12 protein-coding genes are annotated in these 13415 nt (G+C 51.6%); 2 read left to right on the top strand and 10 right to left on the bottom strand.

What is annotated here, in order from left to right:
- Window positions 1–101: 101 nt before the first annotated feature.
- Entirely contained in the window at window positions 102–698 is a 597-nt protein-coding gene (locus NNL38_RS18560; RefSeq protein ID WP_255391922.1) for an acyloxyacyl hydrolase, read from the top strand.
- On the opposite strand, the gene NNL38_RS18565 is transcribed toward NNL38_RS18560, so the two are convergent.
- Together NNL38_RS18565 and NNL38_RS18570 are read right to left on the bottom strand one after the other, a co-directional pair.
- Window positions 631–1059, bottom strand: a complete 429-nt coding sequence (locus NNL38_RS18565; RefSeq protein WP_255391923.1) for a DMT family transporter — start codon at window positions 1057–1059, stop codon at window positions 631–633. The genes NNL38_RS18560 and NNL38_RS18565 overlap by 68 nt on opposite strands.
- Window positions 1056–1616, bottom strand: a complete 561-nt coding sequence (locus NNL38_RS18570) for a DMT family transporter (RefSeq protein WP_255391924.1) — start codon at window positions 1614–1616, stop codon at window positions 1056–1058. The genes NNL38_RS18565 and NNL38_RS18570 overlap by 4 nt, the downstream gene beginning before the upstream one ends.
- A 114-nt stretch (window positions 1617–1730) precedes the next feature.
- On the opposite strand from NNL38_RS18570, the gene NNL38_RS18575 reads away from it, so the two are divergent.
- The gene (locus NNL38_RS18575; RefSeq protein ID WP_255391925.1) at window positions 1731–2630 is read left to right on the top strand and encodes a LysR family transcriptional regulator; all 900 of its coding nucleotides are present in this window, start codon (window positions 1731–1733) and stop codon (window positions 2628–2630) included.
- Between the two features lie 67 nt (window positions 2631–2697).
- On the opposite strand, the gene NNL38_RS18580 is transcribed toward NNL38_RS18575, so the two are convergent.
- The 8 genes from NNL38_RS18580 to NNL38_RS18615 form a co-directional block, all read right to left on the bottom strand.
- Window positions 2698–4695, bottom strand: a complete 1998-nt coding sequence (locus tag NNL38_RS18580) for a HAMP domain-containing methyl-accepting chemotaxis protein (RefSeq protein WP_255391926.1) — start codon at window positions 4693–4695, stop codon at window positions 2698–2700.
- 548 nt (window positions 4696–5243) lie between these two features.
- Window positions 5244–5930, bottom strand: coding sequence for an N-acetylmannosamine-6-phosphate 2-epimerase (locus NNL38_RS18585; protein ID WP_255391927.1), 687 nt, complete (start codon window positions 5928–5930; stop codon window positions 5244–5246).
- Window positions 5927–7468 (bottom strand): PTS transporter subunit EIIC, encoded by a 1542-nt coding sequence (locus NNL38_RS18590; RefSeq protein ID WP_255391929.1) that lies wholly within the window; start codon window positions 7466–7468, stop codon window positions 5927–5929. Before NNL38_RS18590 ends, NNL38_RS18585 begins: the two co-directional genes overlap by 4 nt.
- A gap of 127 nt (window positions 7469–7595) precedes the next feature.
- The gene (locus NNL38_RS18595) at window positions 7596–8447 is read right to left on the bottom strand and encodes a MurR/RpiR family transcriptional regulator (protein ID WP_255391930.1); all 852 of its coding nucleotides are present in this window, start codon (window positions 8445–8447) and stop codon (window positions 7596–7598) included.
- Between the two features lie 1204 nt (window positions 8448–9651).
- Window positions 9652–10485 (bottom strand): MurR/RpiR family transcriptional regulator, encoded by an 834-nt coding sequence (locus NNL38_RS18600; RefSeq protein WP_255391931.1) that lies wholly within the window; start codon window positions 10483–10485, stop codon window positions 9652–9654.
- Window positions 10486–10618: 133 nt separating this feature from the next.
- Window positions 10619–11515 (bottom strand): dihydrodipicolinate synthase family protein, encoded by an 897-nt coding sequence (locus tag NNL38_RS18605; RefSeq protein WP_255391932.1) that lies wholly within the window; start codon window positions 11513–11515, stop codon window positions 10619–10621.
- 60 nt (window positions 11516–11575) lie between these two features.
- Window positions 11576–12859 (bottom strand): TRAP transporter large permease, encoded by a 1284-nt coding sequence (locus tag NNL38_RS18610; protein ID WP_255391933.1) that lies wholly within the window; start codon window positions 12857–12859, stop codon window positions 11576–11578.
- 9 nt (window positions 12860–12868) lie between these two features.
- Window positions 12869–13378, bottom strand: a complete 510-nt coding sequence (locus tag NNL38_RS18615; RefSeq protein ID WP_304414215.1) for a TRAP transporter small permease — start codon at window positions 13376–13378, stop codon at window positions 12869–12871.
- Window positions 13379–13415: the final 37 nt, after the last annotated feature.

Below are 13415 nucleotides of genomic sequence, written 5' to 3' on the forward strand. Positions count from 1 at the left end.
AAAATCAACTTTACCTTCTGCGTCAAGGCTTAATCTTGAGAATAAGGCCGGGAAACCAAGCGTTATACTTAATCAGTCAAATATTTCCGGCTGAGGGGCTTATGTTACGGGCATATCTCTGTGCTATCGCCGTCTCCATAACTCCCGGCCTATCTTCAGCCGCTACATGGCTCAATAGTATCGAGATCGGTACCGGGAAGTCTTTTGACCATGACAACGTTTACCGGATCAGCCTGCAGCGCCACTTTGATCACCAGTGGATACCCAGTAAAACTGGCTTTCTCAGCGGCTATTTGGATGTATCCTACAGTCACTGGAAAAATGGTCACACCGACAAGAATGGCAACAACAATGTTTATGCACTTTCTCCGGTGTTTAGCTACGTTTTTCACACCCCCTCCCCAACCAGCTATCTCTTTATCGAAGCCGGTATCGGGGCCAGCTATCTCAGCGAGCACTCGATTGGCGATCTCAACTTCGGTGGCCAATTTCAATTTGAAGACCGCCTCGGAATCGGTGCTCAGCATCAGAGCTGGCGTGTTTCATTCCGGCTGTTTCATTTCTCCAATGCCGATATCTACGACAGCAACGACGGCATTGACTTATGGCTCGTCAGTTTACAATACCTGTTCATCCCCGCTTGGTCTGCCAGACCGCAGCCAGAATACAAAGAACACCAAGCAACTGAACGGTACTGATCCCACGGCTCAAGGCGTCCAGCCCCACCCCGGTCAACAACTGCCCCCCAATGACCAGTAGTGCAGTCAGCGAGGCGCCCAACCGCGGCAGCACATAGCTGTTCAGGGCGACAAACAAAGCGCCGATGATCCCACCGCTCCAGGCCAGGAGCGGCGCATCGAGCGTTGCCGAAACAGACGCACTCGACCCGGATGTCGAAGCCGTCAACCAGACCACCAGGCTGAGAAAACCAAAACCGACCAGGTGATTCCACAGGGAGGCATTAAGCGCGCCGGTTTCCTGTCCCAAGCGGCCATTGATGATCCGGCAGATGCTGATACAGCCACCATTGATCAGAGCCAGTAAAATGGAAGTGATCATTGGCCATGGCCTCCGAATAAAATCAGCACGCCTCCAAGGGCTATTAACAACAACACCGCACCATCCCCACGCTTGATTGCCCGCTTGGGCAAACCAAACCAGCCCAAGGCATCACTAAACAGCCCGAACAGCACTTGTCCGGCCATGATCAGCGCGATGGTGCCAGAGAGCCCCAGCGGGCTGTTCACTGTGACAGCCGCCAGGATCACAGTCAATGCACCGGGGATCCCGCCTAAGTAAGCCCAGAACGGCACGCCGGCAACCATGGTTAAACCCAGCCTGGTCCGGTGCCATAAATTTGCGCCCACCACCAGGATCAGACTGGTGACTACACCCACGCCATGGGCCAACCAGGATGCCAGTAATGGTGAGCTATAAGTGGCAAGGTAACTGTTAATCGCAATCATACTAGCCAAGGTGATCCCGCCGGTCAGCGCCAGCACCACGTTCTTCGGGCCGAGGCGATCCGCATTTGGGTGCTGCACGCCTGAATGATTAGAGACCAGGCTAGTGGCCCCGGGATGCTTGGGGTCTAAAGATACCGAATGTGATTTCATCAGAATTTTCCTTCCTTACTGCATGGCGGGCACTATAGTTGGTTTCTTATTTCCTGATAATCACCTATATTTGGATTTCTTTGTTTCCCTAAAATAAACAATAAAACGAAACGCATGGATAACTACACCACCATTCCGGTCTTTACCACCGTGGTCGAACTGGGCAGCTTCTCAGAGGCCGGGCGAAAACTGGGGATCAACAAGTCAGCCGTCAGCAAGCGGATTTCTGCCCTGGAGGCTCACCTGGGCGTCAAACTCATTCAGCGAACCACCCGCAAACTGAGCCTGACCGAAGCCGGCGAACAATATTACAGCTATGTGTGCCGGGCGCAGGCCCTGATCCAGGATGGGGAAGCGGCGATCAGCAGCCTGCAAGGCAGCCCCAAAGGCCATCTGAAGGTGAGTATTCCGATGGTTTTCGGCCAGCGCCATATCGCGCCGCTGCTCAGCGAGTTTCTGCAGCGCTATCCGGCTATCAAGCTGACTCTATCGCTCGATGATCGGGTGGTGGATATATACGAAGAAGGGCTGGATATGGTGCTGCGGATCGGCGCGCTTTCTGATTCAAACCTAGTCGCCCGCAAGCTCTCCCCGTGCCGCAGCGTGCTCTGTGCCTCGCCCGGCTACCTGGCACAACACGGGATACCGGCCAGCCTGGCCGATCTCAAACAGCATAATTGCCTGTACTATTCCTATTTCAGGGCCGGCACCGAATGGACGCTCGAGGGGCCGCAAGGCATTGAGCGGTTCAAACCGGAGGGAAATATTCAGGTCAACAACAGCGAGGTGCTAAAGCAGTTGATGCTGGAACATATCGGGATCGGGCAGATGCCGCTGTTTCTGGTCGAGCCGGAACTGGCTTGCGGCACCCTGGTGCCCATTCTGGAAGACTACACCTTACCGGAGCACGGCATTTATGCCGTCTACCCGGAACGGGCCTTCATGCCGGCCAAACTCCGGGTCTTTATTGAGTATCTGGAAGAAAAGCTATCGGCCAAGCAGCACATCTGGTAGGCATGGGTCGGCACCCGCTGTGTTGAGCCGCCGGGTACCGGCGGCCTGCTCTCGATATCCCGAGCGACTAAACCGCGAACTTCTGCATAGCCTGATTCAGATCGTCAACCTGAGCTTTTATCGCTTCGGCGCGCTGGCGCGCAGCATCGCAATGGCCAGAGACATCACTTGCCGAGCCGGACAGCTCATGCACCAGGCCAGCCAGAGACGCCGCCACTTCCGACTGCTGCTCGGTGGCCACGGCCATGTTGCGCACTTTCTCCGCCACGTCATCCATCGAACGAATCGTCGCCTGCAACGTCTCACCAGCAGCCGCGGTATGCTCGGTGCCGGTCCCCACCAGGGTCTGGCTGTGGTCGATCACCGACACCACCTGGCGGGTCGAGCCCTGAATCGCCTGAACAATGGCATTAATTTCGGTGGTGGAATCGGTCGTGCGCTGGGCCAGCAGCCGCACTTCATCAGCCACCACCGCAAATCCACGTCCCTGCTCACCGGCCCGGGCCGCTTCAATCGCCGCATTCAGCGCCAACAGATTGGTCTGCGCCGCAAGGTTTTCAATCACTTCCGTCACCCGCTCAATCCGATCACTTTCCGCGCTGAGGTTCTCCACCATACTGCTGGCCTGGCCGATCAGGGTATTGAGCTCTGTCACGGTCTGCTGGTTTTGACCCAACGCCTGCTCGCCGTCGGTGAGCAATGACACGGCTTGTTGCAAATCATTTGCAGCCGATTGCGTATGTCGGGCCGTTTCATCGGCCGTCACCGACATCTCTTCAATCGCTGCCGCCATCGAACTGACCTTTTCCGCCTGCTTCACGCTCTCGCTGGCGGTTCCGCTGTTATTGATCAGCAGTTGATCCATACCGGTGTCGACCACCGCCGCTTTCTCGCTCACTCCGGTCACCAGGGACGACAAAGACGCCGTCATCCGGTTCACCGTCGTCACCAGCGCTGCAATTTCATCCCGGCCTTCCCCGCTCAGCGGCTGCCCGGAAAAATCCCCGTGAGAGATCTCATCAGCGCGTTTCACCACCCGTGCCAGGCGCGAGCCAATATGACGTCCCAGCCAGGTCGCCACCAGCAAGGCGAACGCGGCTGCTACCAGCACCACCGTAATCAGTGTCATCATCATCTGGGTTACGTTGTCGCTCACCGCCCGGCCATTGAGCTGAGCTTGCGCCTGTCGGGCCGACACCACACCATCGAGGATCTCCGCCAGCTCACTCGCCGCCGGCGCGGTTTGCTGCGCCATCATAAAATTTGCCTGGTTCCATTCCGGCGACTGACGCAGGGAAATCACCTGCTTTGCCAGCGGCAGATATAGCTGCTGCATCTCTTCAAACAGTTGCCACAGCCCCTGATCGCTGCTGCTTAAACTACTCTGCTTACGTTGAATTTCGGCAACCGCCTGCGCATGGCGTGCCATCCAGTCCTGATACTTATCCAAACGCTCGGCGGCACCATCAAACAGATAATCACGCAACACACCCAGCGCATTCGAGAGCGACGTGTAACTATCGGCATAGAGTTTCATCAGTCGCTTCCGCTCCCCGCCGTCAGGATTAGTCACTTCTTCATTGATCAGGCTTTGCAACTGATCCAAAGCCACTTCCGCGATCGGCGCCGCTTCGTTTTGCATCAGGGCATGTGCCGGTAAATTCTCTTCACTGTGGCTGATCGCAATAATCGCCTGCTCACTGGCCTTCAGCTTGAGCCAGACTGTCTTGAGCTGCTGATACTGAGCATCGCTCACGTGCAGCTTCAGAGCCTCCAACTGTTGATCAACCTGGGCAAAGATCCCGTTGAGCTGCTGGGTTAAGGCTTGCGCTTTCTCCCCGGCACCATCAAGCAACATATACGCCCGCAGCGTTAATAATGAGGATTGGGCCGATTGCTGCAACGAGCGGCTGACTTCGACGGTTGGCAAATCATTATGAAGCAATGAGCGGGCGCTCTGCTCCACCTGACCGCTTTGTTGATAGAGGATCACGGCAGCGCCGATAAACAGTGCGATGATCAGCAAAAAACTCATCCTGAGTTTTCGGGCAATAGAAAATGTCATGGGCAGTCAGTCCGTTGTTACACCACAGAAGGTTAATATAGTGTTAAATAATCAAGGAATAAACAACAAACGGGGATTTATCACCCGAATGAAAGATTAACGACCGATTGATAAGCAATCAACAACATATGCAACCAAGATGTTTACTTACTCAATGTGAAACTGTCATTTTCATTCACGTAGCATTCACCCCGGCCAAAATAATATAAATATCAACAAGAAAACGGGGCAGGAACGTCCCCGTTAAATCACGGCCATAACCAAAAGAACAAAGGGGACAAGCTATGCAGTGTCATCATAAACGCTTACAGCGAATCAAACGGACTGTTTGGCAACGAATGATTTATAAAGAAGTCCATCGCTGTCAGGAATGTGGTGAACGCATTAAGATTTAATCCCGCCAAAAACAGGGGAGGCATGAATAATTCTGAAGTTCGGTGGCGGTTCGATTTAAAACTTATTACCAGCTGGAGACGATGCTTCTGGGGAAGATCAAAATAAAAAGGCCACCTCAAAAGATGGGCCTTTGATCTTAATGGGGAATTATATCACTGTATTGCGGCGACAAATCGCTCGGTGATTTGTTTCGGCCGGGTGATGGCGCCGCCGACTACCACTGCATGACAACCAAGTGCCAGGCAGCGTTTAGCCATTTCCGGAGTTTCTACATTCCCTTCGGCAATCACCGGCACCGTCACCATTTCTAGCAATGCTTTCAGGAACTGAAAATCATGTGAAAAGACCTTATTACCTTGTGTATTTCCGGTATACCCGTGCAGGGTGGATGAAACACAGTCAAACCCTAGCCGCTCAGCCTCAACCGCCTCATCGACCGTTGCAATATCAGCCATCAGCAGAACATCAGGGTACTTTTCCCGAACCAATGCCACGAACGCTGCCAGGTGCCCATTTTCGGGCCGGGCTCTGTGCGTCGCATCCATCGCGATCATCTCCGGGCGGGCCTGCATCAGTTCATCAACTTCCTTCATGGTTGCTGTGATAAACACCTCTGAACCGGGGTAGTCACGTTTGATAATGCCAATGACAGGCAGGCTTACAGTTTGTTGGATTTCTGTAATATCTTCCACAGAGTTTGCCCGAATACCACAGGCACCGCCCTGCATCGCTGCCAGGGCCATCCGTCCCATAATAAAGTCACTGTGCAGCGGCTCATGTTCAAGTGCCTGGCAGGATACAATCAGGCCGCCTTTGGTGTTCGTAAAGAAGTCACTCATAGACTCAAATACTCTTCCAGTTCATTCTTAACGATGGTCACGTGCGGGCCGTAGATGACTTGCACCCCATTTCCTTTTACAACCACGGCAATCGCGCCGGTTGTTTTTAAGCCGTTTTCATCAATTTTGGTTGCATCATTCAGAGTCAAGCGCAGGCGGGTTGCACAGCAATCCACATCTTTAATGTTCGCGGCATCACCCAGGTGTTTCACAATTGCCCCTGCGCGCTCAGTACCGGAAGCGTTGCTGGCCTCAACTTGTGACTCATCTTCGCGTCCCAGGGTTTTGAGATTAAATTTGGTGATCACAAACCGGAACGTGAAGTAATACAGGAAAAACCAGGCGACACCAATCACCGGCACGATCATCCAGTTGGTTTTGGCCTGCCCTTGCAGGATCCCGAACAGAACGAAGTCAATGAAACCACCCGAGAAGGTCTGGCCTATGGTGATTTCAAACATGTGAGCAAACATAAATGCGAAGCCATCAAAGACCGCATGGATCACGTACAGGGCCGGCGCGACGAATAAGAAAGAAAACTCCAGCGGCTCCGTAATACCGGTCAGGAACGAAGTCAGCGCTGCGGAGAGCATCAAACCGCTGACTCTGGCTTTGTGTTCAGGTTTGGCGCAGTGGTAAATCGCCAGTGCCGCGCCCATGAGGCCGAACATCATGGTGATAAACCGACCCGACATGAAACGAGAAGTACCGACGAAGTATTGCTGCACAGACGGATCAGCGAGCTGGGCGAAAAAGATACGCTGTGTTCCTTCGACCAATACCCCGTTGACGACTTCAGTCCCGCCCAGGGCCGTGGTCCAGAAAGGAAGGTAGAAAATATGGTGAAGCCCAAATAGCCCCAACATCCGCAGAATAAAGCCGTAGAGTAATGTACCGATATAACCTGTGGTTTCGATTAAGCCGCCCATGCCGAAGATACCAGCTTGAATCTTCGGCCAGATCAGGTACATGACGGCACCGAGGATGATCGCAGAGAAGGCTGAAACAATCGGCACAAAGCGTGATCCGCCAAAGAATCCGAGGAATTTAGGGAGCTCGATGTTGCTGTATCGTGTATGCAGAAAGCTCGCCATGATCCCGACGATCACCCCGCCAAACACGCCGGTATCGAGGGTTTGAATCCCCAGGATCATCCCCTGGCCAACAGCGCCGAGGTTGCCCGTAGCCAGGCTGCCTTGAAGCGACAGCATGGAGCCGATCGTGGCGTTCATCACCAGGTAAGCCAGCAGTGCTGCCAGCCCGGCCGTCCCTTTATCACTTCTGGCCAACCCGACTGCGACCCCCACGGCGAACAGTACGGGTAAGTTACCAAATACGATAGCACCGGCAGCGGTCATAATGGTGAAGATGGCTTGCAAGAATGCAACATCCAAAAACGGGTACGCGACCAGAGTGTTTGGGTTTGATAAAGCACCGCCAATCCCCAGTAACAGGCCGGCAGCGGGTAGTACTGCTATCGGCAGCATAAATGACTTACCGAATTTCTGTGCAGCTTCAAAGAAGGTAGAACCTGACATAGGAAGTTAAACTCCATTAATTGACAACATATGGAGTATAGTTTCACCAACAAGCGTGATCATCTATCATGAATGCATCAATTCATGAGATGAATCACAAAAATATGGATCACATATGCATGGTATTTTACATGATGGACTGCGTAGTTTTCAGCTTATTGCGTTTAGCCGTGTCGAGATCAGCGCGAACCAGCTCGGTATAGAGGAGGTCAAGGACAAAGACTTGTGCGACCTTAGTCCCGATGGAATCCCCCTGTAACCAGTTTTCCCGGTTACCGTTGAGCAACACTTTGTCGGCATACCGACAAATCGTCGATTGTGAATTATGTGTCAGGGCAACGGTGAATGCGCCCGCTTCTTTGGCAATCCGCAAGGCCTTAATCGTTTCAGGAGACTCCCCTGAATGTGAAATGGCAACTACAACGTCCTTTTCACCAAGCAAGGAAGCCTTCATGTACATGAAGTGATTGTTAGCGATTGCATCAACATTCAGCCCGATCCGCATCAGCTTATTTTTGGCCTCTTCCGCGGTCACACCGGAAGAGCCGACACCAAAGAATGTTGTCGACGCTGAATAGGCGATGCTATTCGCAACCTCCCGCAGAATATCAAAATCCAGGAGTGCCCGCGTTTCTGATAGTACATGCTGCAGCACTAACTGAAGTTTTTCAGCAACGATATCCATCCCGTCCGTCAGATCGATCTCGCTCGACAATAAGCCTGGTTGTGGGGTCTCGTTTTTCACCAGCGAGACCGCCAACAACATTTTGAACTCCTGATAGCCAGAGAAGCCCATCTTCTTACAAAAACGGATCAGGCTTGCTTCTCCGACAGCACAACTGCTGGCAAGCTCAGAGGTGGATAGGTTGGCTATTTGTTCGGGATGTTCCAGAATGAAATCTGCAATCCGCTGTGATGATACAGTGAGGCTGTTTCTGACGCTTCGAATACTCGCCAGAACATCTTTCGTGTGATTCATTGTGTCGCCTTCGTGAAATACTGATTAATGATACTACCGGAACAGGACCGAAGTCGTCTGCCCTCAATATCTTAACCTATGAGGTGCTACGGCGTGATACAAGGCTAATAAATACCCCGAACAATGTTCGCAAACAGGAACTTTCGCGCTCCCCCTGTTGATGTCGCTATCACATAGTTCATTGAGTTTTCATCGATATTGTAAAAGAAACCAGTAACATCAATCATGAAGCCGATGACATTATCTCTCTTGAGGAATCGTTAGCACAGCTCTTTCTGTCCCCACTTTCTGCTCACAATGGCTAAAGAATACAGATTGATACGATATGCTACCAATCTCATTAGGCACTGCTGCTATAAAACTTTGTGTGGCTACTACCGGTGCAGAAAGCTTTCTCTATCGGGCATGGTCAGTATTCATTCACCGCGGACGGGCCCAAGCTAGGACTTGGGGAGCACCCCGCGGCTTGATTGGGGAAATACGCTACACAGAGTGCTCAATTTCGACATTGATTGATCAAAAGTTGACTGTCTGTGTTAGAGAAGAACGGATGGATCAGCCAATCCAATAAATAACCATTTGTGAGCGGCTCTCTTGTGAGTTTTTACCGCCTATCAATATCATGCCATCTTCTGTAGTAATATTGATGCCATACGCAGCACCAGATGATGGACGGGCTGAGCTGACAGGAAATTTCATCGCGTAAATCGAAAATAAACTGTTTTATTTGCGTACTTCTGAGACTCGGCTTCGTTTCACCGTCAATTAAAGTGACGGTATGAGCATCGTGAATCAGCCCTGCATCACAATTGGCTAACAAATACCAGGTGGCCCGGCTGAATCTCACATCCGAAGACTCTCAATTAACCAATCGGGATAACAGTGTCCAGTTGCTACCATTGGCCAATACGGCCATCAAAGTAATATCCGCCCATCAGGACCTGAGGGTGGGATGCGCTGTATCTGTCGAATCTGCGCAAGCAAATGTATTGTGATGAGTTTAGATTTTTTATCCATTGTTCTGATTTCCTTATCATGAATGGCCGAGCCGCCATTGCTACGGGTTAAAACCAGTCCAATGATTGATCAGTGAAGAATTATATATTTGATAAAAATGTCAATGATAATGATTTTTATTCTTTAGTAAAAAAAGCCCATCCTAAACGAGCCTTATCAAAAGTAATTGATCATCCGTCAGAGAGCGTCAGCCATTCAATAATGGCATCACCACTTCCGCGGTATCGACGACGGATTCTGAGTATTCGGGATAAATGTCGAGTAACGTATTAATCAGTACATCCACCAACAACAGGGCACCAACTTTCGAAGCAAATGCACCACCGGAGAGCGGACCTTCCGGCCGCGCAGCGACCAGCATTTCGGTCGACACTACCGTCAAAGGGCTGTGGCTGACATTGGTGAGAGATACGACTGGAATACCACGGGCATACGCTTGGCTGGCCGCATAGACAACCTCTTTGGTTGACCCTGAGCTGGACGCCGAAAACCACAGATCCCCAGTTGAGCACCGGACCGCATTCATGGCTGCTAAATGGGTGTCTTCATACATGGTGACTTTTTTCCCAATCCGCAGCAGGCGATACGTTAAATAGCGGCCGACAATACTGGATGCACCGACGCCGACACAGCTGATGAACTGCGCCTGATGCACTAATTCACAGATACGCAGAAGAGACTTACGGTCGATGAGTTTGGCAGTATCCTGCAAACTCGCCACTGCACCCTGCGCGGAGACATCACAAATATCCCCTTCACTTGCCTGGGGTTGACTGGCGGTCTGACTCAACTCTACAGCCAATGCCATCCGAAAATCTGAATAGCCTTTATAACCCATATCCCGGCATAAACGCACCACAGTCGCTTCGCTAGTCTGTGTCTTACGGGCTAAATCAGTAATCGTCTGATATTGAACATCGTGAGCATTTTCCAAGATATAGTCAGCAACCACTCTGAGCTTTTTACTCAACGGCTCTATGTTGGAACGTAACCGAACTAATAGATTCTTAGGTGAACTCACAAAAGCCTCTTTGGATATTTTTCTACTGCTGTAAAAGTATCAAAGACACGGGTCTATTGACACCATAAGCCTACAGCTTCATCGATTATTTCTGTAACAAAATAGAAGGGGCTTACGCCCCTTTTGTTTTCAGTTATGCAGAGAGAAAGCCAATATCACGCATTTTCGCCACCACATCGGCTTTTTGCGCTGCAGTAAGCGAACGAATTGGCAACCGAGGATCCCCGGCATCAATGCCATGAAGTTGCATGGCCGCTTTCCCGGCTGCAACACCACCGTATTCCACCAAGATACGGACGATAGCGATCACTTTGTCCATTAACTGTGCCACCTTCTCGTGCTGACCCTGATGAAACGCATCGATCATTTCCAGGTAGAGCGGCGCCGCATAGTTATAAGTACTCCCCACTGCGCCGACGGCCCCCACTGCCAGTCCGGCAGGGAAAAACTCATCCACCCCGAACGGCATGTCAAATTTCCCGCCGGCGACCCGCATACAACGTTGATATTCATACAGATCAACATGATTGAACTTCGCGCCCGACAAATTCGGGATTCGCTCGTACCCCTGGATCAGGAACTGCTCAAGATCCAGGTTCACCCCGGACATGCCCGAGTGGTAATAGTAGAAGCCCTTTGATGGTGCAGCGGCGGCAATTTTCGCGCAATAGTCGACCAAATCAGCAACACTGCCCGGTTTGAAGAAACATGGACCAATGGCAGAAGTGGCAAGAATATCCAGAGTTTCTGCGTGGCGCGTCAGCTCCAACGTATCGACGATACTCAAGGAACCGGTATGCAAAATAATATCCAGTTTTCCGTCAACAGCCTTCACCCAGCGTTCGGCAATGACTTTACGTTCTGCAACCGAGCAGTGAATGCCTTCCCCGGTTGTCCCGCATACGTACGCGCCTTGCACGCCCTGTTCAATCAGCAGTTGTGCAATCTCATCAATTGCCGAAAAACTGACTTGATTGTTCGCATCAAACGGCGTGTGCGGCGCAGCAATCAGTCCGGTTAATTTTTTCATCTCAAAGTACCTTTCATCTTCAATTTCGTACCAAATAAAGCCGCATTTGGCGGTTATCAGTTATTGTCCGTAATCCAGCAGCAACTCGGGCAGAAACAGGGTGAACTGCGGAAAGATCGCGACCAAAGCGAGCACAATAAACAACGGCACCAACAGCGGAACAACACCTCGAGTCAAAGTATGGAACGGAATATCCCCCACCCGGGAAACGACATACAATGCCATCCCCATGGGTGGGGTCAGAATCCCGATCATCAGATTCAGGATGGCCATCACCCCAAAGTGAACCGGATCAATCCCCACCGCCGAGGCAACCGGCACCAGGAAGGGCACCAACAACAGCAGTAAGGCCAGCGACTCGATAAACGTGCCGAGAAACAGCAACAGCAAGTTGATCAGCAACAACAAGATCAGCGGATTATCACTGATGGTCAGGAAGTAACTGGCCAGCATTTGTGGCAATTGCTCACGGGCAACGATCCACCCAAATACGGTCACCCCCACCACCATCAGCGCAACCACAGCCGTGGTATTGACCGTTTCTTGCAAAATATTAAGAAAACCTTTCCAAGTCAGCTGCTTATAAACCACCACCCCGAGAAATAAAGCATACAGCGATGACACAACTGCCGCTTCGGTCGGGGTAAATTTCCCCGAGAAGATCCCGCCAATAATGATGACCGGGGTCAGCAGGGACAGAAATGCTTCTTTAAAACGTTTCAACTGCTCCCGACGGGATGCCCGTGGCAAGGTGATGTAACCGCGTTTTTTACAAATCACGTAGCTCATCACCATCAGCGCGGCGCAGCACAGCAATCCGGGAATGGCACCGGCCAGGAACAAGGCGCCAATCGAGGTATTCGATACCACACCGTAGATCACCAGGGGGATCGACGGCGGTACCAGCGGGCCGATAATACAGGAAGCCGCCGTCAAACCACCGGCAAAATCATCATCGTACTTGGCATCGCGCATCGACTTGATTTCAAGCTGGCCCAAGCCGCCCGCGTCCGCAAGTGCTGAGCCTGACATGCCGGAAAACAGCAGGCTGGCCATAATATTCACATGACCCAGGCTGCCGGTAATATGGCCGACCATGGCTTTGGCAAAATCGAAAATACGCTCGGTGATCCCGGCACTATTCATCAAGTGGCCGGTCAGTACAAAGAACGGAACGGCCAGCAGGGTAAAGTTGTTAATCCCACCCAGCATCTGTTGGGCGGCAAAGTTAATCCCGGTGCTTTGGGTCAGCACCAGAAAAACCAGCGCCACAAAAATCAGCGAAAAACCGACCGGCATCCCTGCAAACAGCAGTGCCAGCCAGCCAAATATTGAACCTGTCATAACATTTTCCTACCGGTGAATTTCTTTGGATCGCTGGGACATCACTGCATTCCCTGCGCGACGATATTTCACAACCAGGGCCAGCATCTTCTGCAGCTGACGAAAGACCATAAACAAGCCGCCGAGCGGCAAGCTGTAATTCATCCACTGACTAGAAACACCCAAGGTAATGAGTTCAAAGAACGCATTGCGCTGGACATGTTGGTAGCCGAGATAAATAATGGCGAAGATCGAAATCAGCACCGCCGTCTCCAGTGCCAATGCCAAAATCAGGCGCAACTTTTCCGGTAATTTATCGGAGAAATAGGTGATGTTTACATGTGAATTACGCTTGATAGCAATGGCGCAGCCAATCAGCGACATGTACATAAAAAGCACCCGGGCAAGCTCTTCGCTCCAAAGGGAAGGAGCATTAAACAACCAGCGCGTCACGATCTGCCAGGTCAGGACCACCAGCAATAGAATCATCAACGGCACCGTGATGATTTCTTCAATGTTATTTATCAATTTACGTCGCATGTTTCGCTCCAGGGCTGGCTGTTTCCAGCCAGCCAAG

Source organism: Photobacterium atrarenae, assembly GCF_024380015.1.
GTDB classification, from domain to species: domain Bacteria; phylum Pseudomonadota; class Gammaproteobacteria; order Enterobacterales; family Vibrionaceae; genus Photobacterium; species Photobacterium atrarenae.

Excerpts from the sequence above, each read along its gene's own strand:
- NNL38_RS18590 (WP_255391929.1), bottom strand. The coding sequence starts at position 7,468 with ATGTCAGGTTCTACCTTCTTTGAAGCTGCACAGAAATTCGGTAAGTCA.
- NNL38_RS18570 (WP_255391924.1), bottom strand. The coding sequence starts at position 1,616 with ATGAAATCACATTCGGTATCTTTAGACCCCAAGCATCCCGGGGCCACT.
- NNL38_RS18610 (WP_255391933.1), bottom strand. The coding sequence starts at position 12,859 with ATGACAGGTTCAATATTTGGCTGGCTGGCACTGCTGTTTGCAGGGATG.
- NNL38_RS18580 (WP_255391926.1), bottom strand. The coding sequence starts at position 4,695 with ATGACATTTTCTATTGCCCGAAAACTCAGGATGAGTTTTTTGCTGATC.
- NNL38_RS18605 (WP_255391932.1), bottom strand. The coding sequence starts at position 11,515 with ATGAAAAAATTAACCGGACTGATTGCTGCGCCGCACACGCCGTTTGAT.
- NNL38_RS18575 (WP_255391925.1), top strand. The coding sequence starts at position 1,731 with ATGGATAACTACACCACCATTCCGGTCTTTACCACCGTGGTCGAACTG.
- NNL38_RS18560 (WP_255391922.1), top strand. The coding sequence starts at position 102 with ATGTTACGGGCATATCTCTGTGCTATCGCCGTCTCCATAACTCCCGGC.
- NNL38_RS18565 (WP_255391923.1), bottom strand. The coding sequence starts at position 1,059 with ATGATCACTTCCATTTTACTGGCTCTGATCAATGGTGGCTGTATCAGC.
- NNL38_RS18585 (WP_255391927.1), bottom strand. The coding sequence starts at position 5,930 with ATGAGTGACTTCTTTACGAACACCAAAGGCGGCCTGATTGTATCCTGC.
- NNL38_RS18595 (WP_255391930.1), bottom strand. The coding sequence starts at position 8,447 with ATGAATCACACGAAAGATGTTCTGGCGAGTATTCGAAGCGTCAGAAAC.
- NNL38_RS18615 (WP_304414215.1), bottom strand. The coding sequence starts at position 13,378 with ATGCGACGTAAATTGATAAATAACATTGAAGAAATCATCACGGTGCCG.